16 protein-coding genes are annotated in these 22,897 nt (G+C 72.8%); 6 read left to right on the top strand and 10 right to left on the bottom strand.

Annotation, left to right across the window (positions count from 1 at the left end; all coding sequences use genetic code 11):
• The first annotated feature begins 196 nt into the window (after positions 1 to 196).
• The 3 genes from FXF50_RS29355 to FXF50_RS17725 all read left to right on the top strand — a co-directional run bounded on the left by FXF50_RS29355 (position 197) and on the right by FXF50_RS17725 (position 5,821).
• Complete coding sequence (locus FXF50_RS29355; protein ID WP_148429188.1) at positions 197 to 1,564, top strand: ParA family protein; 1,368 nt, start codon at positions 197 to 199, stop codon at positions 1,562 to 1,564.
• A 27-nt stretch (positions 1,565 to 1,591) separates the two neighbouring features.
• Positions 1,592 to 2,668: a ParB/RepB/Spo0J family partition protein gene (locus tag FXF50_RS17730; protein ID WP_148429186.1), complete on the top strand. Its 1,077-nt coding sequence runs from the start codon at positions 1,592 to 1,594 to the stop codon at positions 2,666 to 2,668.
• Positions 2,669 to 5,038: 2,370 nt separating this feature from the next.
• Positions 5,039 to 5,821, top strand: coding sequence for a hypothetical protein (locus FXF50_RS17725; protein ID WP_255510086.1), 783 nt, complete (start codon positions 5,039 to 5,041; stop codon positions 5,819 to 5,821).
• A 44-nt stretch (positions 5,822 to 5,865) separates the two neighbouring features.
• Here FXF50_RS17725 and FXF50_RS17720 read toward each other — a convergent pair whose 3' ends face one another.
• Both FXF50_RS17720 and FXF50_RS17715 read right to left on the bottom strand, forming a co-directional pair.
• Positions 5,866 to 6,864 carry a D-alanine--D-alanine ligase gene (locus FXF50_RS17720; protein ID WP_148429184.1) on the bottom strand — a complete coding sequence of 333 codons (999 nt, stop codon included), beginning with the start codon at positions 6,862 to 6,864 and terminating at the stop codon, positions 5,866 to 5,868.
• Positions 6,865 to 6,871: 7 nt separating this feature from the next.
• Positions 6,872 to 8,185 carry a PLP-dependent aminotransferase family protein gene (locus FXF50_RS17715; RefSeq protein ID WP_148429182.1) on the bottom strand — a complete coding sequence of 438 codons (1,314 nt, stop codon included), beginning with the start codon at positions 8,183 to 8,185 and terminating at the stop codon, positions 6,872 to 6,874.
• Between the two features lie 294 nt (positions 8,186 to 8,479).
• On the opposite strand from FXF50_RS17715, the gene FXF50_RS17710 reads away from it, so the two are divergent.
• Complete coding sequence (locus FXF50_RS17710; RefSeq protein WP_091316295.1) at positions 8,480 to 9,145, top strand: GNAT family N-acetyltransferase; 666 nt, start codon at positions 8,480 to 8,482, stop codon at positions 9,143 to 9,145.
• A 14-nt stretch (positions 9,146 to 9,159) separates the two neighbouring features.
• Here the strand turns inward: FXF50_RS17710 and FXF50_RS17705 are convergent, their stop codons facing one another.
• The 7 genes from FXF50_RS17705 to murJ all read right to left on the bottom strand — a co-directional run bounded on the left by FXF50_RS17705 (position 9,160) and on the right by murJ (position 17,503).
• Positions 9,160 to 10,320 (bottom strand): N-acetylmuramoyl-L-alanine amidase, encoded by a 1,161-nt coding sequence (locus tag FXF50_RS17705; RefSeq protein ID WP_148429180.1) that lies wholly within the window; start codon positions 10,318 to 10,320, stop codon positions 9,160 to 9,162.
• A gap of 188 nt (positions 10,321 to 10,508) precedes the next feature.
• Entirely contained in the window at positions 10,509 to 10,832 is a 324-nt protein-coding gene (gene trxA / locus FXF50_RS17700) for a thioredoxin (RefSeq protein WP_073836974.1), read from the bottom strand.
• Positions 10,833 to 10,867: 35 nt separating this feature from the next.
• A complete protein-coding gene (gene trxB / locus FXF50_RS17695; RefSeq protein WP_148429178.1) occupies positions 10,868 to 11,821 on the bottom strand; it encodes a thioredoxin-disulfide reductase in 954 nt (317 codons plus the stop codon).
• Between the two features lie 178 nt (positions 11,822 to 11,999).
• Entirely contained in the window at positions 12,000 to 12,944 is a 945-nt protein-coding gene (locus FXF50_RS17690) for a hypothetical protein (RefSeq protein ID WP_148429176.1), read from the bottom strand.
• The gene (gene sigM / locus FXF50_RS17685; RefSeq protein ID WP_148429173.1) at positions 12,941 to 13,672 is read right to left on the bottom strand and encodes an RNA polymerase sigma factor SigM; all 732 of its coding nucleotides are present in this window, start codon (positions 13,670 to 13,672) and stop codon (positions 12,941 to 12,943) included. Before sigM ends, FXF50_RS17690 begins: the two co-directional genes overlap by 4 nt.
• Before the next feature lie 43 nt (positions 13,673 to 13,715).
• Complete coding sequence (locus FXF50_RS17680; protein WP_148429171.1) at positions 13,716 to 15,332, bottom strand: protein kinase family protein; 1,617 nt, start codon at positions 15,330 to 15,332, stop codon at positions 13,716 to 13,718.
• 431 nt (positions 15,333 to 15,763) lie between these two features.
• Positions 15,764 to 17,503, bottom strand: a complete 1,740-nt coding sequence (gene murJ / locus FXF50_RS17675) for a murein biosynthesis integral membrane protein MurJ (RefSeq protein ID WP_148429169.1) — start codon at positions 17,501 to 17,503, stop codon at positions 15,764 to 15,766.
• Between the two features lie 132 nt (positions 17,504 to 17,635).
• Between murJ and FXF50_RS17670 the strand changes: the two genes are divergently transcribed.
• Together FXF50_RS17670 and FXF50_RS30135 are read left to right on the top strand one after the other, a co-directional pair.
• Positions 17,636 to 19,096 carry a CCA tRNA nucleotidyltransferase gene (locus tag FXF50_RS17670; RefSeq protein WP_148429167.1) on the top strand — a complete coding sequence of 487 codons (1,461 nt, stop codon included), beginning with the start codon at positions 17,636 to 17,638 and terminating at the stop codon, positions 19,094 to 19,096.
• A gap of 160 nt (positions 19,097 to 19,256) precedes the next feature.
• Positions 19,257 to 21,305 carry a S8 family serine peptidase gene (locus FXF50_RS30135; protein ID WP_148429165.1) on the top strand — a complete coding sequence of 683 codons (2,049 nt, stop codon included), beginning with the start codon at positions 19,257 to 19,259 and terminating at the stop codon, positions 21,303 to 21,305.
• Between the two features lie 72 nt (positions 21,306 to 21,377).
• Here FXF50_RS30135 and FXF50_RS17660 read toward each other — a convergent pair whose 3' ends face one another.
• Positions 21,378 to 22,892 carry a flotillin family protein gene (locus FXF50_RS17660; protein WP_148429163.1) on the bottom strand — a complete coding sequence of 505 codons (1,515 nt, stop codon included), beginning with the start codon at positions 22,890 to 22,892 and terminating at the stop codon, positions 21,378 to 21,380.
• Between the last annotated feature and the right edge of the window lie 5 nt (positions 22,893 to 22,897).

The following is a 22,897-nucleotide window of genomic DNA, read 5'->3' as shown; positions in this document are numbered from 1 at the left end:
CTGACCGATCAGAACCCGACGTGGACCCGCTGCGCCCGTCGGCCGTAGGCTGGCCGCGCGTCGATAGTGTGGAGCGGCGGTGCCGGGCGGCACCCGAACCCGACCGTTCCCGCCGGGCCGGTGACGCCGCGCGGTGAGCGCGGGGGCCTGAATGACGGGGTGCGGACCGACCATCCGGAGCGGGCAGGGATGACAGGTGCATGACGACGGCAGGTACGACGATCGACGGGTGACCGGGCCTGGGGGGCAACCCTCTGCCACCGGCCCCGTTTCACGTGAAACCACCTACCAGGGCTGGCCGGCGAGCGGCGAGCCCGACGACCCGTCCACGCGTCCCCCGGACTGCGATCCGGTGGTGCGTCGGGAGGCGCCGTCGACGGGGGCCGTGCGGCCGGTCTCCTCCGTACCGGCGAACGTGCCGCTGGCCCGGGACCCGCACGACCCGAACGGCGGCCCCGGGAACGCGCCCGCCCCTCGTCCCGCTCCCGCACGCGGGAACGCGGCGGTCCCCGCGCGCTACGAACCGCAGCCTCCGGCGGTGGCCGTGCCGCAGCAGCCCACCCCGCAAGCCGCGCCGGACGTGGCCGCGGGCGTGACCGCCCCGGCCGACACGCCACCGGCCGCCGGCTACGACGACGAACCCCCCGCGAGCACGTACGTTTCACGTGAAACCCCGACGCGCGAAGAGGATGACCCACCGTTGGCTATGGAGGCTATGCGCGCCGTGCAGATCCTGAATCCCAGTGGCGAGGTCACCATGCCTCGTCCCGAACGGACCCGGGTGATGTGCGTCGCCAACCAGAAGGGCGGCGTGGGCAAGACCACGACCACGGTGAACCTGGCGGTGGCACTCGCCCTGCACGGCAACCGGGTGCTGGTGGTCGACCTCGACCCGCAGGGCAACGCCTCCACGGGGCTCAACGTGCCGCACCACACCGGGGTGCCGGACGTCTACGACTGCCTCATCGACAGCGTGCCGCTGGAGGAGGTGGCCCAGGCCGTCGAGGGCATCCCGAACCTCTGGTGCGTGCCGGCCACCATCGACCTGGCGGGCGCCGAGATCGAACTGGTCTCGGTGGTCGCCCGGGAGTCCCGGCTGGCCCGGGCCATCGCCGCGTACCCGGGGCACTTCGACTACGTCTTCATCGACTGCCCGCCGTCGCTCGGCCTGCTGACCGTCAACGCGTTGGTCGCCGCGCAGGAGGTGCTGATCCCCATTCAGTGCGAGTACTACGCGCTGGAGGGTCTCAACCAGCTGATCCAGAACATCAACCTGGTCCGGCAGCACCTCAACCCGAAGCTCGAAGTCTCCACCATCCTGCTCACCATGTACGACCGGCGCACCCGGTTGGCCGACGCCGTGGAGCAGGACGTCCGGAACCACTTCGGGGACAAGGTGCTCCAGGCCGTGATCCCCCGGAACGTACGAGTCTCCGAGGCGCCCAGCTACGGGCAGTCCGTGATGACCTACGATCCCGGTTCGCGGGGGGCCACGAGCTACTTCGAGGCCGCCCAGGAGATCGCCGAGCGAGGCGTCATGGAGCCGGTGAGCCGGAATGCGTAGTGCGGAGAAGTCGCTGGGAGGCGTCGCATGAAGAACCGTCCTCGCGGCGGACTGGGCCGGGGTCTCGGTGCCCTCATCCCCACCGGCCCCGCGCCGGGCAGTGCCCCGGCAGCCGCCGAAACCGAGAACGGTACGGCGGCAGCCGTCACGCCCGCCGGCGGTGCGGCGGCGGCCGTCACCGGAGCCGTCGGCGCCGGTGAGGTGAGCACCCCGGCCACCCCGGCCACCCCGGCCACCCCGGCCGCCCCGGCCGCGGAGCCGGAGCCGCAACTGAGCCCGGTCCCGGGTGCCCGCTTCGCCGAGATCCCGGTCGACAGCATCGTGCCGAACCCGAAGCAGCCCCGGCACGTCTTCGACGAGGAGGCGCTGGAGGAGCTGAAGACCTCGATCCAGGAGGTGGGTTTCCTCCAGCCGATCGTGGTCCGCCAGCTCGACAGCGAGAAGTACGAACTCGTCATGGGCGAGCGGCGCTGGCGTGCGGCCCAGGCGGTCGGCCGGGAGAGCATCCCCGCCATCGTCCGGGACACCAAGGACGACGCGATGCTCCGGGACGCCCTGCTGGAGAACATCCACCGGGCCAACCTCAACCCCCTCGAAGAGGCGGCCGCGTACCAGCAACTGCTGGAGGAGTTCGGCGCGACGCACGAGGAGCTGGCCCGCCGGATCGGCCGGAGCCGGCCGCAGATCTCCAACACCATCCGGCTGATGAACCTGCCCGCCCACGTGCAGCGCCGGGTCGCCGCCGGGGTGCTCTCCGCCGGCCACGCCCGTGCCCTGCTGAGCCTCGACGACGCCGACGCGCAGGAGCAGCTCGCCAAGCGCATCGTCGCCGAGGGCATCTCCGTACGCGCGACCGAGGAACTCGTCGCCCTGGCGCTCGCCGACGGCCCGGCGAAGACCCCGGCCGCGAAGCGCCGGCCGAAGGCGCACGCGCCCGCTCTGACGGACCTCGCCGACCGGCTCTCCGATCGCTTCGACACCCGGGTGAAGGTCGACATCGGCCGGAGCAAGGGGAAGATCACGATCGAGTTCGCGACGGTCGACGACCTGGAGCGGATCGTCGGGATCATCGGGGTGGGCCAGGAGGAGCAGCCCGCCGAGTGAGTACGGCCCTGTCGATCTCGGCCGCGTGGTCCCTGCGGGGGCGACGCGGCCGAGCCGTTTGGAGGGCTCGTCGGCCACTGCGGAACTCGTGGGCCGGTTGTTCCCCCGATGGTGCCCGGGTCGGCTGCTGCGGCCCAGTTGCGGAGACCCCGGGGACGCCAGCCGACGGCAGGGGCCGGGCGGGAGTCCTCGTTGGTGCTGCACCCCGCCGCGGTTCGCGGCGGGACGAGCGCTGCGCCTGGAGGCCCGCCTGGTGGTGCTGATGGGTTGTTGCGCGGGCTGCTTGCGGTGCGGCCGATGTTGATGCGGGGGCAGCGCGGGCGGCGCGTGTTTCACGTGAAACGGTGGTGGGAGGCGGGAACTCGGTTCCACGAAGAGGACATCCGGCCCCGGTCGTTCCCGCCGCTCCTCCACCGACGGTCGCACACGCTCGTCACCGCCGGTCGCACACTGGTCCGCGATTCCGGTCGTCGGGCACGTCGCCCGCTCATCGAAGAGCCCACTCCCGCCGGTCGCCACGAGGCGGGCGTCCCCATTCCGCCGGCTCCGTTTGTAACCGTCGTCTGCCCCGGGGCATTGGGCTCGGCCTGTGGTCGGCATTGCTCACTCCCAGGCCCGTCGCCTTCCTGTTGGCGGCGGTAAACCCTTGCGCGTCGGTATTCCTTGCCTTGGCGGCGGGTCTACCCGGCGCCGGCCTTCGTCCCGGCGCCGGCTTCGTCCTGGCGGCGCCTGGACGCACCCCTGCCGGTGGACCACCACTCGTCTCCTCCACCCGGTGACACCCGGCCCGCAGGCGCCGTTGCCCGGTGGCGAGCCTGCTCGCCGCCCTCGCCGAGGCGGCACGGCCGCCTCCCCGGCTGCACCGCCTCCCCGGCGGCATCGCGATCCGGCCCCGGCGGTGCCCCCGTGCGCCGGGGTGCCTCCCTGCGCCAGCGGTGCCCCCGCGGCGGCAGTGCCCCCTGCGCCGGCAAGCCTCCGTCCGACGGTCTCCGCCGGCGAGGGTCCGCCCGAGGGTTTCCGCCGGCGAGGGTCCGTCCGAGGTTCCGCCGGCGAGGGTCCGCCCGACGGTGTCCCGCCGGCGCTCGGTGTCCTCGCCCTGAGTCGGCAACCCGGGAGCCCTTTTGACGATGTCGTCTTTGCCGGTGCTCCCTCGCTCCGGTCGCCGTCGCCCCCTCCACTGCTCTCGGGAATCCCCTCTTGTCTTACAGACCTTCGTTGCGGGGGCTGTGTGACCTTCTGAAGCCGTGTGCCGCCGCCTTGGGTGCTGGGACCGGTCCGTTCCCCTCTGGAGCCGGCTCTGGGGCCCTGGACGGGCGCGACGGCCGCCTCCCATGTCACCGCGTGCATTTGGCCCCTCGTTGGCGGTCGCGATGACGTCCCGGTCCCTGAGTCAGCTCGCCGAAAGCCCGCTCCACCGCGTTCCGCCTCCAAGGAGTCCGGACCGTGAGCCGAGCCGGTGTGGCAAGCGCGGCAGACCGACGCATCGCAAGCGAGGCATCCGGTGCGCGCGCGAGGCGTCCCCGAGTCGCACGGCGCGCTACGGCCGGTCCGCCGCCTCGGGGCGATCCGGCTGCGCGTTTGATGAGCAGTAGAAGCATCTCGGTACCGGCGCCCCGGAGCGGCACGGCTGTGCCCAATGGCCGCGCGCCGCCGCATCTCTGTTTCACGTGAAACGCCGGGCATGCCGTCGCGTCGGCGAATGGACGCCTCCTGCACCTGGGCGACCTCCCCAGGAGCCCAACGGACCGACGGGACCGGATCGGCCGGCTGCTCGCTCGCGCGGGGCTGGGACCGTCGTCCGAGGCGGGTCGATCTCCTGGCTCGATCAACGGGAAGGCGACTGGGTGCAGCCGCCATCGGGGTGGCCCCAACCAGAGCGGTTCGAGAAGGCGGAGTCGAACGACCTTGAAGGTTCCGACCGGGCCGTATCCGGGCCACGAATGACTTCGCCTGACGGTGCCCGAGCGTTCCCACGACCCCACCGGAGGGGGAGCCGTTTCACGTGAAACAAGCGCCACCGCCGCCCTCCGATCCCTCCGGACGACCGCCTCAGGAAGAAGCCGGAGAACCGTGAAACAGGCCGGTGCGGATGGCCAGCTCGCTCGTTAGGAAGGAAGGACCGAGGCACCCCCGCAACCCCTGCACAACCGACCCGCGTTATCCACAGCGGTTTTCCACAGGCCCTCGCCGTTTCACGTGAAACACCGCGCGAAAACCCTTGCTGAGCAGTGGATGACGCGGTGTGGTGGCGATCGCAGCGCCCTGTGGACAACGTGGTGGACAACCCGTTGCGGATCGACGAGGAACGCTCGGCCTGCCGGTGGTCAGGTAGGGAGGACAGGCGTCGCCAACTCGGTTAGGGTCAGCCTCGTGCAGGACACCCCTCCCTCAGTCCCGGACTTCACCCAGTGGCCCTCCTTTCCCTTCGAGGGCGATCTCCGAGTCAAGCAGCTCGACGAGCCGGTACCGGTCGAGCCTCCCCGCCGCGGCGAGGGGGACCGGGAATGCACCGCTTGCAACGCGCCGGACGAGGCGTACATCTGGGTGGGTGAGCGATGGCGGGTCCGGGCGATGGACCGGCCCACGGGCCTCCCGATGGTGCTGATCCTGGAGTCCCGGTCGCACCTTGATCTCGGCGACCTGCCGAACCTGCTCGCCGCCGAGTTGGGCGTGATGACCGTGCGCCTCGAGCGGGCCATCCGCTCGCTGGACGGCGTGGCCCGGGTGCACGTCAACCGCTGGGGTGACGGGTCGGCGCACCTGCACATGTGGTTCCTGGCGCGGCCGTACGGGCGGCTGCAACTGCGGGGCACGTTCCTGTCCCTGTGGGACTCGATCCTGCCGCCGATCTCCGAGGCGCAGTGGCGGGAGAACCTGGCCATGGTGGCCGCCTGGCTCGCCGAGTTCGGTGGCCGTCCCCTGGCCGAGCCGCCCCGCATCCAGTGGCAGGCGCCGTCGAGCCTCACGGCGCAGGCGGCCGGCGAGGCGGCCGAGGAGCCCGAGGAGGAGACCGCCTCGGTGATCGAGGCGGCGGACGAGATCCCGGAGGCCGAAGCGGCGGAGGCGCCCGCGACCGACGAGCCGGCGAACGTGGACACACCCGAGAAGCCCGAGGAGCCGGCGAACGCGGGCACACCGGCGAAGGCCGGGTAGCCGACGAAGGCGAGGCCGCCGGAGAAGGCCGGGTCAGCCTGGCGTCAGGGGCGGCGGGCGGCGGCGCGGGTGACCAGAGTGCCGAGCGCCCGCCCGAAGTCCAGCCCGGCCGCCTGGACGGCCAGCGGCAGCAGCGAGGTCTCGGTCATCCCCGGGGAGACGTTGACCTCCAGCACGTGCGGCTGGCCCTCCGCGTCGACGATCAGGTCGACCCGGGAGAGGTCGCGCAGCCCGAGCGCGGTGTGCGCGGCGAGCGCCACCTCGGCCACCCGTTCGGTCGTCGCGGGGTCGAGCCGGGCCGGCGCATGCCAGGTGGTGCGGCCGGCGGTGTAGCGGGCCGCGTAGTCGTAGACGCCGTTGCGGGGCACGATCTCGACCGGCGGGAGCGCCTGCGGGCCCTCGCCCAGGTCGAGCACGGAGACCGCCACGTCCATCCCGGGCACGTAGCGCTCCACGAGCGCCGTCTGGTCGTACGCGAAACAGCCGACCATGGCGGCCGGCAGCGACGCGGCGTCCCGGACCACGGCGGCGCCCAGCCCGGAGCCGCCCTGCGCGGGCTTGACCATCAGCGGCAGGCCGAGCCGGTCGGCGATCCGGTCCAGAACGGCCACCGCGCCCAGTTCGGAGAAGCGGTCGTGCGGGAGCGCGACCCAGTCGGGCGTGGGGATGCCGGCCTCGCGCAGCACCGCCTTGGCGGAGGGCTTGTCCCAGGCGAGCCGGGACGCGCGGGCGTCGCAGCCGACGTAGGGCACGTCGCAGAGGTCGAGCACCCCGCGCAGCGAGCCGTCCTCGCCCGTGGCACCGTGCAGGGCGATCACCACGGCGTCCGGCGGGTCGGCGGCGAGGGCGGGCAGCAGCGCCACGTCGGCGTCCCGCAGTTCGGCCTCCACGCCGACGGCGCGAAGCGCGTCGAGCACCCGCCGGCCGGACCGGAGCGAGACGTCCCGCTCGTAGGAGAGTCCGCCGGCGAGCACCAGCACGTGCAGTTCCTCGGTGGTGGCGGGTCCGGTCACGGGAGTGTGTGCGGCAGGGCTGACGGCCATGCGGGAATCATGCCAAGTCGGGACCGGGCGCGTCCGACCCGCCCTGCCGGCGCCGCGGACCGGCGCCGCCGACCGCCCCGAAGACCTTGCGCATGGCGATCTCCTGCTCCATCACGCCGGCCAGCCGGCGGACGCCCTCCCGGATCCGCTCCGGGGCCGGGAAGGAGAAGTTGAGCCGCATGTTGCCGCTGCCGGTCCCGTCGGCGTAGAAGCCGGTGCCCGGCACGTACGCGACCCGGGCGGCGATCGCCCGCGGCATCATCGCCTTGGAGTCCAGGCCGTCGGGCAGGGTCGCCCAGATGAAGAGGCCGCCGGCCGGGTTGGTCCAGGTGGTGCCCTCCGGCATGAGGTCCGCGAGCGCGTCGAGCATGGCATCCCGGCGCTCCCGGTAGACCTCCCGGTAGACCTTGAGCTGCTGCCGCCAGGGCATGGTGCCGAGGTACGTCGAGACGGCGGCCTGCGCGTAGCCGCTGGGGCAGAGGATCTGCGCCTCGCTGGCGATGACCAGCTTGTCGCGGACGGCGTGTGGGGCGAGGATCCAGCCGACCCGCAGCCCGGGCGCGAACGTCTTGGAGAAGGTGCTCAGGTAGAAGACACCGTCGCGGCGCCGGGCCCGCAGGGGCGCGGGCGCCTCGCCCTCGAAACCGAGCTGACCGTACGGGTCGTCCTCCACCACCAGCAGCCCGGCACGCTCGCAGATGTCGAGCACCCGCTCGCGCCGCTCCTCGCTCAGCGTCACGCCGGTCGGGTTCTGGTAGGTCGGGATGGTGTAGAGGAATTTCACCCGCCGGCCCGCCCGGGCCAGGTCGGCGATGGCCGTCTCCAGCGCCTCCGGGATCAGCCCTTCGGAGTCCATCGGCACGTGCGCCACCTGGGCCTGGGCGGCCTGGAACACCCCGAGTGCGCCGACGTACGTCGGGCCCTCGGCGAGCACCACGTCCCCCGGGTCCAGGAAGAGGCGGGCCACCAGGTCGAGCGCCTGCTGGCCGCCGACGGTGACCACCACGTCCTCGGGCGAGGCGCCGCACGACGCGTCGATCCCGGAGAGCGCCATCACCTCGCAGATCCGCTCGCGCAGCTCCGGGGTGCCCTGGCCGATGCCGTACTGGAGGGTGGTGGCGCCGTGCTCGGCGCCGAGCCGGCCGAGCATCTCGCCGACCGCGTCGAGCGGCAGCGCCGCGATGTAGGGCGCCCCACCGGCGAGCGAGACCACCTCCGGCCGGCTGGCCACCGCGAAGAGTGCCCGGATCTCGGAGGCCGTCATCCCCCGGACCCGCCGGGCGTACCGGTCGGTGTAGTCGTCGAGCGTCGTGCCGGTCATGACATCACCTCGATCGGGTGTCGGCGGGGCTGCCGCCCCGTGTGGTACCCGCGATGCCGGCAACCATGGCGGCGCGCGGGACGCCGGTTGGTCGATCGTAGTCGCCGCCGTCCAGGACCGGGCCCACCATGTGGGTACGTCCACATCCCGGACCGGCCCGCTCCCCGGCTCGGGTGGGCGTTCGCGCGTCCACTCCCGTAGCGTCGGGTGGGGGCGTACGATCGCTCGTCGGGGGCAGGAAGGCGGCGGGTGACCGCGGTGGTCCCCGCTGGCGAGCCTATGGGTGGGGTGCTCATGTCGCGACGTCTGGTCAGTCTGACCCTGGACACGCTGGAGGACCTGCCCCGCTCCTGCCGGCAGTGCGTCTACTGGGAGCTGGACCCGGTCTCCGCCGAGCGCGCGTGCGCCGCCGGCGACCCGGGCCTGGAGAAGGAGGCCTGGGTCTCCCAGACGCTCCTGGAGTGGGGTTCCTGCGGCAAGCTCGCGTACGTCGACGGCATGCCCGCCGGTTTCGTCATGTACGCCCCGCCGGCGTACGTCCCGCGCTCGATGGCCTTTCCCACCTCGCCGGTCTCGGCGGACGCCGCCCTGCTCATGACGGCCCACGTGGTGCCCGCCTTCGCGGGCGGCGGCCTGGGCCGGATGCTCGTGCAGGGGGTGGCCCGGGATCTCACCAAGCGCGGCATCAAGGCGATCGAGGCGTTCGGCGACGCGAAGTTCGGCGACGACGGGGACGACCCGACCCGGGCCTGCCTCGCACCGGCCGACTTCTTCCTGTCGGTGGGCTTCAAGACGGTCCGCCCGCACCCGCGCTACCCGCGGCTGCGGCTGGAGTTGCGCACCGCGCTGAGCTGGAAGTCCGACGTCGAGTACGCGCTGGAGAAGCTGCTCGGGTCGATGAGCCCGGAGACGCTGCTCCGCCCGGTCCGGCCGGCCCCGGCCACCCGCTCGACCAGCTGACGGGCCCGGCGGGCTCAGTCCACCACCGTGCCGGCGGCCACCACCGCCCGCAGTTCGCTCACGTCGATCGAGCCGGTGGGCACGTCGCGCTCGATCGGGAAGTACATCCGCTGCACGGCGGCGACGATGGCCTCGACCACCCGGTCCCGGAACCGGGGGTCCACGAGCCGGCCCCGGTCGGCGGGCGAGGTCAGGTAGCCCACCTCGACGCGTACCGCCGGCATCCGGGTCAGCCGCAGCAGGTCCCACGCCTTGGCGTGGGTACGGCAGTCCCGCAGCCCGGTGCGGGCCACGATCTCCCGCTGCACCAGCCCAGCCAGTCGCTCCCCGGTGGCCGAGGTGACGCCGTTGTCGGTGCCGTAGTGGTAGGTGGCCACCCCGTCGGCCTCCGGGTTGGCGTGCCCGTCGGTGTGCAGCGAGATGAAGACGTCGGCGCCGAGGGAGTTGGCCAGTTGGGCGCGGTCCGCGTCCGGCAGGCAGGTCCGCGGGGACGGGCCCCGGGTGAGCTGCACCCGTACGCCGGCCGCGGCGAGCCGCCCCTCCAGGCGGCTGGCCAGGTCGTGCACGATGTCCGCCTCGGTCCAGCGCAGCGGGCCGTCGGGCACGACCACGCCCGGGTCGGTGCCGCCGTGCCCCGGGTCGATCACCACGGTCCGCCCGACCAGGGTGGGCCCGGCCTGCCGGATGGCGTCGGACTCGCGGAGCCACTGCGGCCGCCCGCCGACCACCTTGCGGCCGAGGCGGCGCAGCGCGTTGATGGTGTGTGGCCCGCACGCCCCGTCCGGTTTCAGCCCCATCTCCCGCTGGAACTGCGCGACGGCGCGGCTGGTGCGGACGCCGTAGATGGCGTCGGCGCGGCCCACGTCGTACCCCATCTCCAGGAGCCGTTCCTGGAGCGACCGGACGTCCTCGCCGATGAGCGGCTCGGGGACCGCGTGGTAGAGGGTGCGCGCGCCGAACCGCCAGCGGGCGGCGTCGAGCGCCTGCCAGGTCTCCGCGCCCACCCGCCCGTCCACGCTGAGGCCGCGGGACTGCTGGAACGCCCGGACCGCGCGTTCGGTCTCCGGGTCGAACTCGTCGCCCCCGCCGCCGGCCGGGAGCAGTTCCAGGCCGGTGAGTACGGTGCGGATCTCGGCCACGGCGGGTCCCCGGTCACCGGGTCGGATGGGACGCACGACGACCCCCTCTGCACGGACGCTGGCTGGCCGGACACCCCGACGGGGGTGCTTCCCGCCGCCGAACGCCTAACGGAGCGTACCGTGGCCGGTCACCGACCGGCCCGGGTTCGGGGCAGGTCAGGAAAGGCGGAACCCCCGTCACCCGGGGTCGGGTGGACGGGGGTTCCGGCGTGTCGGACGTCGGCTCAGAGCGCCGACTCGATGAGCTTGACCAGCTCGCCCTTCGGCTTGGCGCCGGCGATGGACTGCACCGGCTCGCCGTTCTTGAAGATGGTCAGGGTCGGCACGGACATCACCCGGTAGGTGCGCGCCGTCTCGGGGTTCTCGTCGATGTTGAGCTTGACGATGGTGACCTGGTCACCCATCTCGCCCGCGATCTCCTCCAGCAGCGGCGAGACCTTGCGGCACGGACCGCACCATTCCGCCCAGAAGTCGACCAGAACCGGCTTGTCGGACTTCAGCACGTCGCTCGCGAAGCTCGCGTCCGTGACCGCCTTGGTTGCTCCCACTATGAACCCTCCTCCGGAACCTTTTCGTGAATCTTTCAGCCTTGCAGGGTGGCGATGAAGCGCTCGGCGTCCAGGGCGGCGGCACACCCCGTGCCGGCCGCCGTGATCGCCTGCCGGTAGGTGTGGTCGACCACGTCACCGGCGGCGAAGACACCCGGAATGCTCGTCCGGGTGCTGGGCGCCTGCACCTTCACGTACCCCTCGTCGTCGAGTTCCACCTGGCCGCGGAACAGCTCACTGCGCGGGTCGTGGCCGATCGCGACGAAGACGCCGGTGACGTCGAGCACCTTGCTCTCGCCGGTGTGCACGTTGCGCAGCCGTACGCCGCTGACCTTGCCGTCCTCGCCGAGGATCTCCTCGATCACGCTGTTCCACTCGACCTTGATCTTGTCGTTGCCGAGGGCGCGGGCGGCCATGATCTTGCTGGCGCGGAACGAGTCGCGGCGGTGGATGATCGTCACCGACTCGGCGAACCGGGTGAGGAAGCTGGCCTCCTCCATCGCCGAGTCGCCGCCGCCGACCACCACGATGTGCTGGTTGCGGAAGAAGAAGCCGTCACAGGTGGCGCAGGACGACACGCCGTGGCCCAGGTACTCCTGCTCGCCCGGCACGCCCAGCGGGCGCCAGGCCGAGCCGGTGGAGAGGATGACGGCCTTGGCCCGGTAGGCGGTCTCGCCCACCCAGACGGTGCTGACGGCGTCGGAGCCGGTCTCGCCGGTGTCCTTGAGCTCGACCCGGGTCACGTCGTCGGTGAGGAACTCGGCGCCGAACCGCTCGGCCTGCTTGCGCATGTTGTCCATCAGCTCGGGGCCGAGGATGCCGTCCGCGAACCCGGGGAAGTTCTCCACCTCGGTGGTGGTCATCAGCGCGCCACCGGACTGCACGCCCTCGATGACCAGCGGGTTGAGGTTGGCGCGCGCGGCATAGACCGCCGCCGTGTAACCGGCCGGCCCGGAGCCGATGATGATCAGGTTGCGGACCTCGTCCACTGCCGTCTCCCGATGTGTGTGTTCGTCACCGGCGCGCACCGATGTCGATCCCGAGTGCCGACGGCTCAGCGGCGTCGGCGCCTGACTTGCAGAACGTCATCGTACGAAGCGGGGATTCCCGAGCCGGTCATCCGGTGGGTCACGTCACGTGGCGGGACACGCCGGGGTGACCGTGACCTCACCCTACCCGCGTGGTGAACCGGGTGTCCGCGCCGGATCCGGGAACCCCGCACTCGGGTCCGCTCACCCACGCCCACCGTGCGCCGCCCGCGTCCGTGAAGGTGACCACCAGCGCCGGGCTGCCCCGGAACCGGGCGTAGTCGACCAGGTCGACGGTGAGCGGGCCGGCGTTGTGCTCCCCGCCGATCGCGGACAGGCAGGAGGCCAGCGCCTCCGGGGCGGCGAGTCGGCCCAGCGTCGCGCCGGCACCGACCCGGTGCTCGTCCTCGCCCCCCGAGGTGTCCTCCTTGCCGCCGCCGAGCGAGGGCGAGGGCGCACCGAAGACGGCCAGCGGCTGGCTGAGCCCCTCGGGGGTGTAGTCGGTGCCGCTGTGCCGGGCCGGCCCGGTGGTGCGGAACGGCGCGGCGGCCAGCGGTGCGGCCTCGCGATCGGCCCGGCTTCCCGCGCTGTCGCCCGCCGCGGTGGTCCGGCCGGCGCCGGCGTCGACCAGGTGGCTGACGCCGAACCCGACCGCGGTCACCGAAGCGGCGGCCAGCGCGACCGGACCGGCGAGCCGGGCCCAGCGCCGCGAACGGCGCCCCGGTCCGGTGTTCCGGCCCGGCCGGCCCATCCCACCGGCCGCGTGGGTACCCCGGCTGGGCTGCGCGGGCACGGCGGCCTGGGAAGCGTCCGGGGTGGAGAACGGTCCGGCGCCCGCGAGCGCCGCGTCGATCCGGTCCGCCACGGTGGGCGGCAGCTCCGGTGCGGGCTCGGCGGCGCAGACGGCCAGGTCGGCGTGGACCAGCTCGACCGCCCGGGCCAGGGCGGCGTACGCCTCGGCCCAGGCCGGGTCCTGCTCGACCAGCCGGGCGACGGTGGCCTGCTCCGGGGTGCCGTCCAGCGCACCGCCGAGGTAGTCGGCGAGCAGGTCGTGGTCGACCTCGCTGAACTCCCGGGAAGTCACGTCTCCTCCTGGCTGGCGTCCCGCCGGGCCCACCCCGACGTGGATCCGACGCCCTCGGGCGGCCGCGGGTTCCCGCCGGTGACCGGGGGCACGTCCGCCGGCTCGTCGGAGCCGGTCCGCAGGTGCCCCAGGAGCACGGCCAGCCGGGCCCGCCCCCGCGCGCACCGGCTCTTCACCGTCCCCTCGGCGACCCCGAGCATGCGGGCGACCTCCGCCACCGGGTAACCCTGCACGTCCACGAGGACCAGCGCGGCGCGCTGCTCGGCCGGCAGCGCGGCGAGGGCCTGCCGGACCACCAGGGCGGTGTCGTGGTCCCGGGCCGGCGCGGCCGGCTCCACCCCGCCGGTGTGCCGGCCGGGCTCCCCGTCGGTGTGCACTCCGTCCGGCAGCGGGACCGTGGCGTGCGTCTGGCGCCGCCGGATCCGGTCCAGGCAGGCGTTGACCACGATCCGGTGCAGCCAGGTGGTGACGGCCGAGTCGCCCCGGAACCGGGCCGCGGCGCGGTGGGCCGACAGCAACGCGTCCTGGAGGGCGTCGGCCGCCTCCTCGCGGTCGCCGACCGTGCGCAGGGCCACCGCCCAGAGCCGGTCGCGGTGCCGGTGGAACAGCTCGGTGAAGGCGTCCCGGTCACCGGCCACGTGCGCCCGCAGCAGGTCGAGGTCGGACACCCCGGCCGGCGGGCCGTCCCCGGTCGCCGGCCCGGGCGTACGCCCACCGCGACCCGCCATCACCACGTCCGGCGGAGGCGGTGCACCGGGTGCGGCGAGCGGCTCACGAGCCCTGGACCGTGATTTCCTGGACGCCGAGCTTCCAGCCGCCGCCGCCGTCCTTCTCCGGCAGCTCGGTGATCCAGAAGAGGAGGTACTGGTACTTCTCCTCCGGGTTGAACCCGTCGAAGACCATCGTGGTGCCGTCGTGCTCCTCGAACGGCTGCCCGATTCGCTGCGTGTAGGCGGCGACGAGGTCCTTGTCGCCCTTCGAGGTGGACTGGAACTGGTCACTCTTGCCCGCGCGCAGCTCCGCGGAGGCGCCGGTGGACGACAGGGTGGCCTGGATCGCCTTGACCGTGTGCGGCGCGCCGAGGTCGATCCAGACCCCCATGCCCTTCTTGTAATGGCTGAAGTCCGCGGAGTTGTAGGTGTCGGTCTCCCAGCCCTTGTTGGGATCGCCGTCGATCACCTTCTCGACGTCGTTCAGCTCGTCGCGCTTGCGGCTGTCCGGGTCAATGATCCGGATGTCCTGGATCGTCAGCTTGCGGACCGGCGCGGCCGGTGCGCTGGTGCCGTTGCCGGCGGGAGCGGTGCTGGTCGGCTGCGCGACCGGCTCCTTGGTCTTGTCCTTGTCGTCGCCGCCGAGGGCGCTGATCCCGATGAGCAGCCCGACCAGGGCCACCGCCAGCAGGCCGGCGATGCCCAGGGCGACCTTGCGGCCGCCGGCCGCGGCCAGCGGCGAGGGCTCGTCCTCGGTGTCGGCGGTGAAGCGCAGCGGACCGGCCTGCTCCAGGAAGTGCTCGTCGGCGGGGATGTCGAGCCGGTTGAGCTCGGCCGACAGCACGTCCGACGAGGGCGGGGCGATCTCCGGATCGAGCAGGTCCATGGTGAGGTCGTCGAGGTACGCCGGCACCCCGGCCCGGACCTGGCGGGGCGCGGCGATGGCGCCGCCCGCGTCCCGGACCGCGTCGGGGAGGGCGGCGCGGCCGTGCCCGGCGGTGGCGCCGTGCAGCGGGGCCTCGCCGTGCGGCCAGTGCCCGGTCAGGGCGAAGTAGAGCACGCCGCCGACCGCCCGCAGGTCGTTCTCCTGGCTGTCCGCCCCGTCGGTACGCGCGTCGGCCAGGACCACGCGGGCGTCGTCGCTGATCATCACGGTGCCGGGGTGGACGTTGCCGTGCACCATGCCGGTGGCGTGGACGGCGGCGAGGGCGCTGGCGACCGCGCTGCCGATGGCGGTGGCCCGGGCCGGGTCCAGCGGACCGTCGGCGGCGACCAGCTCGCGCAGCGACTGGCCGTCCACCCACTCGCGGACCACGTAGGCCCGGTCGTCCTCGTCGATCGCGTCGTAGACGCCGACCAGGTTGGGGTGGATCACCCGGCTGGCGGCGACGGCCGCCTGGAGCATCTCGGTGGCGGAGTCGCCACCCGGATAGCGGAGAACCACCGCGACGGGACGGCGCAGCACCACGTCGACCCCGCGCCACACGAGCCGGCCCGCGCTGTCGTTGTTGATGTGCTCGACCAGCTCGTACCGCTCGGCAAGGACTTCACCGGCCGTGGGAGCACCGAAGGTCACGACCGGAGGAGAGGTCTCCTCCGCCTCCTGACCCTCGCCGACCTGGGTCACCCGTCCTCCCTCGGTGATCGTGTCGATCGATGGACCCGTGCTGCTGGGCATGTGGCTTCCCGCTCTGCCTTGGATGGAACCGGCAGACCGGTGTCGACGCCCACGTCGGCACCTGCCGTGCCCGTCGAGAGCGACCTTACCCGGGATGCCCGGTTCTCCGACATGTCATCTTCCCGCCGGAGCCGTTGGGACACCAGTGACCCCCGGGCATCGGCCGGGTAACGGCCGCGTCCGGCCAGGTCGCTGGGACATGCACGCCCAATCTAGAGGTTGACGGCAAGTAGTCGGCGCAGGGGCGACCGGTGTGGCGGCCGCCGGGACCGGGCGTGGGTTTCCCCTGCTCCGGCCTGGCCACCCTCAGCCGTACGGTTGGTTGTCCACAGGCCGAGAGGCCCATTGGGCGGCGGAACCCGGGGTTATCCACAGCCGTATCCCCAGGCTGGTGATCCTCGTTCACCGTCCGTCATCGGCGCCGGTCGAGGTCAGCGCCCGAGCCGGCGCCGGACCATCCCGACCACCTCGGTGATCTCGCCGATCCGCAGCGCCAGGGCCAGCCCGAGGTAGGTCACGCCGATCACCGCGCCACCGATCACCAGCTGGACGGCGGCGGCCAGCCAGCTCAGGTGCGCCGGGTCGCCGGGGAGCAGCTTCACCACCAGGAGGCCGACCAGGGCCGCGCCGAGCGCGGCGATCACCACCCGGCCCATGGTCCGCATGATCCCGCCCAGCCCGATCCGGCCCACCCGCGGCCGCAGCAGCAGCGCCGAGATGACCGCCGCGGCCACGTAGGAGATCGCGTTGCCGAGCATCATGCCGGCCGCCGCGAAGGTGGCCGAGAAGGCCAGGTAGAGACCGACCTGGAGGAGCACCCGGAGCGCCACCACCGGGATGTTGATCAGCGCCGGGGTGCGGGTGTCCGGCAGCGCGTAGAAGGCGAAGGTGAAGAGCTGGCTGATCGCGAAGGGCACCAGGCCGATCGCCGCCACCAGCAGCACGGTCGAGGTGGCCACGGCGTTGTCGCCGGTGAACGCGCCGTACCGGAAGACCACCACCGAGATCGGGCCGGCCAGCACCGCGTAGCAGACCGCGATCGGTGCGAGCACCGCGGTGACCATCCGGGTGCCCCGGGACAGGTCGGCGGTGACGTCGTGGAACCGGCCGTCGGCGGCGGCCGCGCTCATGCGCGGCATGAGCGCCGTGATGATCGAGACGGCGATGATGCCGTGCGCCATCATCAGCAGCAGGAACACGTTGTTGTAGATCAGCAGACCGGCGCTGTCCTCGCCCGCCGCCCGGGTGAGCAGGTTGACCACCACGAAGAGGCCGAGCTGGTTGACCGCGACGTAGCAGAACATCCAGGCGCCGAGCTGGGCCAGCTCGCGGAGCCCCAGCTCGCGGAAGTCGAAGCGCAGCTTCCACCGGAAGCCGACCTTGCGCAGCGCCGGCAGCAGGCCGGCCGCCTGGACCGCCACGCCGAGCAGGGCGCCCCCGCCGACCAGCAGGATCTGCCCCCAGCCCATGTCCTCCGGCCGGATCGCCTCCGCACCGTAGATCAGGATGTAGAGGCCGAAGGCGCCGATCACCACCAGGTTGTTGAGGATCGGCGCCCACATCGGGGCGGCGAAGTGCCCCCGGGTGTTCAGCACCGCGGCGATCAGCGCGCTCAGGCCGGTGAAGAACAGCATCGGCAGCATCAGGTACGACAGGTTGGTGACCAGGCCCGTGTAGTTCTGGTCCTTGCCGCTGGCGTAGAGCGCGGTGAGCACCGGCGCGCCGACCATCGCGATCAGCGCGGTGGCGGCCAGGGCGAGCACGGCCAGGGTGAGCAGCCGCTGGGCGTACGCCTCACCCCGGTCCGGGTCGGTCTTGCGGCGGCGGACCAGCACCGGGATCAGCACGCTGGTCAGCACGCCGCCGAGCAGGAACTCGTACACCTGGTTGGGCAGGAACTGGGCGGTGGTGAAGACGTTGCCGACCAGGTTGCCCAGCGCGGCGCCGACCATCAGGTTCCGGACGAAGCCGGTGCCCCGGCTGACCAGGCTGCCGATCGCCATCACCGCGCTGTTCGCCGCGGCGCTGGTCTCCGCGACCACCTCCTGCGGCGGCGCGGTCGCCTCGACACCCGGCTGGTTCAGCGGCTCCGCCGAGATGAAGGTGGCGCTGTCGTCCGGCGGCAGGCCGCCGCCGTGCGCGTTCGCGCTGCGGTAGAGCCCGCCGCTCATTTCCCAGCCTCCAAGGGGTACGTCGGAGCCGGGCCTAGCCGGCCCCGCCCAACCGAGACCTTAGTCAACCTCGGCCCGTTACCCGCGCCCGGCGCGGGAGATGCGGCCCCGGCCCGATAGGCTGGCCGTCCCATGTCCGAAGTCTCCGCCTCCCATGCCGCCGAACGCCGCGAGCTGACCGCCGCGCAGCGCAACGCCGTCGCCGAACTGCTCCGCGTCTCGCCCGTCGCCGACGAGCTGGGCCGGCGTTTCACCCAGGCCGGTCACGAACTGCACCTGGTGGGCGGTTCGGTCCGGGACGCCCTGCTCGGCCGCCTCGGTGACGACCTGGACTTCTGCACCGACGCCCACCCGGACGAGACCATCCGGCTCATTCGGGGCTGGGCCGAGTCGATCTGGGAGACCGGGCGGGAGTTCGGCACCATCGGCTGCCAGCGCGACGGGCTCCGGCTGGAGATCACCACCTTCCGCGCGGAGGCGTACGACCAGGTCAGCCGGAACCCGATCGTCGAGTACGGGACCAACCTGGTCGACGACCTGAAGCGCCGGGACTTCACCGTCAACGCGATGGCGGTCAGCCTTCCCGACCACCGGTTCACCGACCCGTACGGCGGCCTGGCCGACCTGGCCGCGAAGATCATCCGTACTCCCGGCACGCCGCAGGAGTCGTTCCGGGACGACCCCCTGCGGATGCTGCGCGCGGCCCGGTTCGCCGCCCAACTCCGTTTCACGGTCCACCCCGACGTCGGCGAGGCGATGGCCCGGATGGCTGCCGACCTGGACCGGATCACCGCCGAGCGGATCCGGGACGAGTTCACGAAGCTGCTCTGCGGCGCCGACCCGATCACCGGGCTGCGGCTGCTGGTCGACACCGGGCTGGCCGACCGCTTCCTGCCGGAGCTGACCGGGCTGAAGCTGGAGATCGACGAGCACGCCCAGCACAAGGACGTCTACGAGCACACGCTGACCGTGGTCAGCAACGCCATGTCGATGGAGGAGGACGGCTGCGACTTCGTGCTGCGGATGGCCGCGCTGATGCACGACGTCGGCAAGCCGGCCACCAAGGCGGTCGGCCCGGACGGCCGGGTCAGCTTCCACCACCACGAGGTGGTCGGGGCCCGGCTGACCAAGGCGCGGATGAAGGCGCTGCGCTACCCCAAGGACGTGACCTCGCAGGTGGTCAAGCTGGTCGCCCTGCACCTGCGCTTCTACGGCTACGGCCGGGGCGAGTGGACCGACTCGGCGGTGCGCCGCTACGTCACCGACGCCGGTGACCTGCTGTCGCGCCTGCACAAGCTGACCCGCTCCGACTGCACGACCCGCAACCGGCGCAAGGCGTCGCAGCTCGCCGCCGACTACGACGCGCTGGAGGAGCGGATCGCCCGGCTCGCCGCCGCGGAGGACCTGGCCCGGGTCCGTCCCGACCTCGACGGCAACGCGATCATGGAGCTGCTCGGCGTGCCGCCGGGCCCGATCGTCGGGCGGGCCTGGCAGCACCTCAAGGAGTTGCGGCTGGAACGCGGCCCGCTGGAGCGGGACGAGGCCGAGGCCGAGCTGCTGCGCTGGGCCCGGGAGCAGGGCGTCGTCGGCTGACGACGATACGCCGGCGTGTCGACCGAACGGTTGACGCGCCACGGTCGATGTCTCCCGCATGATGTTGGTCATCACCGGCCTCCCGATTCGAGGGTGAGGCTGTTCTGATCGCATCCGCCCGTCCCGTCCGGACGGTCGCTGGAAACGGGGAGAACACTTCGTGACACGCCACGGCGCGCTGCGCCGATCTGCGCTGGTGGGGCTCGCCCTCACCTCGGCAACCTCGATCTTCTGTGCCGCCACCGGCGGCCCCGCCCTGGCCGACCCGACCGGCCCGTCGCGGGCCGGGGTCCGGGGCGCCGGCACCGCGGATGCGGTGCCGGACCGCTACATCGTCGTGCTCAAGGACGGCAAGGCCACCCCCGCCGAGGTGCGGGCCAGCGCCTCGGCGCTCACCGACGAGCACGGCGGGTCGGTCCGCCGGGTGTTCAGCAAGGCACTGCACGGCTACTCGGCCAGCATGAACCGCCGGCAGGCGGAGAAGCTCGCGGCCGACCCCGACGTCGCGTACGTCCAGCCGGTCCAGCGCTGGTCGGCCACCGGCAGCCAGAGCGGCACGCCGTCCTGGGGCCTGGACCGGATCGACCAGACCACGGCGAAGGCCGACGGCGTCTACACCTACCCGGCCACCGGGGCCGGGGTGACCGCGTACGTCATCGACACCGGCATCGACATCGACCACCAGGACTTCGGCGGGCGGGCAAGCTACGGCTACGACGCCGTGGAGCAGGACAACGTCGCGCAGGACTGCGACGGCCACGGCACGCACGTCGCCGGCACCATCGGCGGCACGAAGTACGGCGTGGCCAAGGACGTCAAGATCGTCGGCGTACGGGTGCTGGACTGCGAGGGCAGTGGCACCACCGAGCAGGTGCTGGCCGGCATCGACTGGGTCACCGCGAACGCCGTCAAGCCGGCCGTGGCGAACATGAGCCTCGGCTTCGGCGGCACCGACCAGGCCGTCAACGACGCGGTCAACCGCTCCATCTCGGCCGGCATCACGTACGCCGTGGCGGCCGGTAACAACATGCAGGACGCCTGCGGTGTCTCCCCGGCGAACGTGCCGGCGGCCATCACGGTGGGCGCCACGGACAGCGTCGACTTCCGGGCCTGGTTCTCCAACTACGGCCGCTGCCTGGACACCTTCGCGCCGGGCACCGGCATCGTCTCCGCCGCCATGGGCACCACCAGTGGCTCGGTGGCGATGAACGGCACCTCGATGGCCTCCCCGCACGTGGCGGGCGCCGCCGCGGTGCTGCTGGAGGCGCACCCGACCTGGACCCCGCAGCAGGTGCGCGACTCCATCGTGACCACCGGCGTCGGCGGCGCGGTGCACGACACGATGGGTTCGCTGGACCGGCTCCTGCACGTCGGCGCGGTCCCGACCGCCCGCGCCTCGTACGGCCTGAAGGCGCGGGTCAACGGCCGCTACGTGACCGCGGAGACCGCGGGCACCAAGCCGCTGATCGCCCGGGGCACCACCGTCGGGGCGTGGGAGAAGTACGACGTGGTCGACGCCGGCAGCGGCCTGGTCGGGCTGCGCGCCCGGGTCAACAACAAGTTCGTGACGGCGGAGAGCGCGGGGGCGAAGCCGCTGATCGCCCGGTCCGCCTCGATCGGCGCCTGGGAGAAGTTCCAGATCGTCGACAACACCGACGGCACGATCAGCCTGAAGGCGGCCATCAACGGCCGGTACGTCACCGCGCCGAGCACCACCTCGCCGCTGATCGCCAGCAAGACCGCGATCGGCACGGCCGAGAAGTTCGACTTCGACGCGGCGGCTCCCGTGGTCGGCATCAAGTCGCTGGCCAGCGGGAAGTTCGTCACCGCGGAGAGCGGCGGCAGCCAGCCGCTGATCGCCCGGTCCGCCACCGTCGGGGCCTGGGAGAAGTTCGAGATCGTCAACGTCGGTGACGGCTACGGCTCGATCGGCCTGAAGGCACTGGTCAACGGCAAGTTCGTGGCTGCGGAGAGCGCGGGGGCGAAGCCGCTGATCGCCCGGTCCGCCTCGATCGGCCCGTGGGAGACGTTCGACTTCCTCGACTACAACCCGGACGGCTCGATCTACCTGCGGGCGGCCATCGACGGGCAGGCGGTCACCGCCGGCAGCACCGGCACCAGCCAGCTCATCTCCAGCCGTACCGTCGACTGGAACAGCGAGACCCTGGGTCTCGGCATCGGCGAGAAGTTCGTCGTCGCGGTCATCTGACCGGCCACACCACGGCGCCCGCCGGAGTTCCCCGGGAGGGGGATCCGGCGGGCGCCGTCGTTCTGTCCCGGATCAGTGCTCCACGGTGCTGCCGTCCGCCGCGGTCCGGCCGTTGCCGCCGCCGCCGGCCGCGCCGCCCAGCTTGGCGAGCAGCCCGGCCAGGTCGATGCCGGTGAGGTCGCTGCCGAGCTGGAGGCCCTGCGCCACATTGCCGGCGACCGACTTCGTCAGCGACGAGGCGCCGTCGGTGGAGATGACGGTCATCTTGTCGATCGCGCCGATCGGGGCGCTGGCCGCCTCGACCACCTGCGGCAGCACCTTGACCAGCAGGTCCAGCACCGCGGCCTCGCCGTACGCCGCGAACGCCTCGGCCTTGCGGGCCATCGCGTCGGCCTCGGCCTGACCCCTGGCCAGGATGGCCGCGGCCTCGGCCTGGCCCTCGCGCTCGACCGCCTCGGCGATCGCGGACCGCCGGCGCTGCTCGGCCTCACCCTCCTTGGCGCCCTCGATGGCGTTCGCCTCGGCCAGCGCGGCCCGCCGGGCCCGCTCGCCCTCACCGGTGAGGCGGGCCTGCTCGGCGGCGGCCTGGGCGGCGGCGATGGTGGCCTGCCGCTGCGCGTCCGCGTTGAGCACCGCCGCGTTGCGGGCCGCCTCGGCCTCCTGCTCGACCTTGTAGCGGGCCGCGTCGGCCGGCTTGCGCACCTCGGTGTCGAGCTGGCGCTGCTTCAGCTCGGCGTTGCGCTCGGCGACCTTCTGCTGCTCGGAGAGGATGGCCTGGTCCCGCTCGGCCTGGGCCAGCGGGCCGGCCGCCGCCGACTTCGCCTTGGCCGCGTCGATCTCGGCCTGGATGGCGGCCTGCTTGAGCGACAGGTTCCGGTTCGCCTCGGCGATCGCCTCCTCGGCGAGCAGCCGCTCCTGCTCGGCCTGCTGCCGGGCCCGCGCCTCGGCGATGGCCGCGTCCTTGAGCACCCGGGCCGCCTCGGGCCGGCCGAGGTCGGACAGGTAGGACCCCTCGGCCAGGATGTCCTGGAGCTGGAAGGTGTCGAGCACCAGGCCCTGGTTGGTCATCGAGTGCTCGGCCTCCTCGGCGACCGCGCTGGCGAACGCGGCCCGGTCCCGGATGACCTCCTCGACGGTGAGCCGGCCGACGATCGAGCGCAGGGCGCCGGCCAGCACCTCCCGGGTGAAGTCCTCGATCTCGTCCTGCTGGTGCAGGAACCGCTGGGCGGCCGCGCGGATGGCGTCCTCGGTGCCGCCGACCTTGACGATGGCGACGCCGTGCAGGTCGGTGCGGATGCCCTGCTTGCTGACGGCGCCCTTGATGCCGACGTCGATGCGCCGGCTGGACAGGTCGAGGGACTGGAGCTTCTGCACCACCGGGAGCACGAAGACCGACGCGCCGAGCACGACCTTCTGCCCCGACATGTCGGTGGAGCGTCCGCCGTCGGCGGTCTGGGTGGTCCGGCCCTTGCGGCCGGTGACGATGAACGCCTCGTTCGGGCCGGCCACCTTGATCCGGGAGAGCACGAAGAGGACGAGGACGACGGCGAGGAGGACCGCGCCGCCGACAGCGACGAGCAGGGGCATGGGAG

The organism is Micromonospora sp. AP08 (assembly GCF_008085935.1).
Classification (GTDB): Bacteria; Actinomycetota; Actinomycetes; order Mycobacteriales; family Micromonosporaceae; genus Micromonospora; species Micromonospora chersina.
The sequence above is the reverse complement of the archived record's forward strand: the minus strand, read 5'-3'. Positions and strand labels throughout refer to the sequence as shown.

Bases quoted from the DNA above. Each gene is read 5' to 3' on its own strand.
- FXF50_RS17680 (WP_148429171.1), bottom strand. From the start codon at position 15,332: ATGCCCAGCAGCACGGGTCCATCGATCGACACGATCACCGAGGGAGGA.
- FXF50_RS17710 (WP_091316295.1), top strand. From the start codon at position 8,480: ATGTCGCGACGTCTGGTCAGTCTGACCCTGGACACGCTGGAGGACCTG.
- FXF50_RS17720 (WP_148429184.1), bottom strand. From the start codon at position 6,864: ATGGCCGTCAGCCCTGCCGCACACACTCCCGTGACCGGACCCGCCACC.
- sigM (WP_148429173.1), bottom strand. From the start codon at position 13,672: ATGGCGGGTCGCGGTGGGCGTACGCCCGGGCCGGCGACCGGGGACGGC.
- FXF50_RS17670 (WP_148429167.1), top strand. From the start codon at position 17,636: ATGTCCGAAGTCTCCGCCTCCCATGCCGCCGAACGCCGCGAGCTGACC.
- FXF50_RS17660 (WP_148429163.1), bottom strand. From the start codon at position 22,892: ATGCCCCTGCTCGTCGCTGTCGGCGGCGCGGTCCTCCTCGCCGTCGTC.
- FXF50_RS17715 (WP_148429182.1), bottom strand. From the start codon at position 8,185: ATGACCGGCACGACGCTCGACGACTACACCGACCGGTACGCCCGGCGG.
- murJ (WP_148429169.1), bottom strand. From the start codon at position 17,503: ATGAGCGGCGGGCTCTACCGCAGCGCGAACGCGCACGGCGGCGGCCTG.
- FXF50_RS17730 (WP_148429186.1), top strand. From the start codon at position 1,592: ATGAAGAACCGTCCTCGCGGCGGACTGGGCCGGGGTCTCGGTGCCCTC.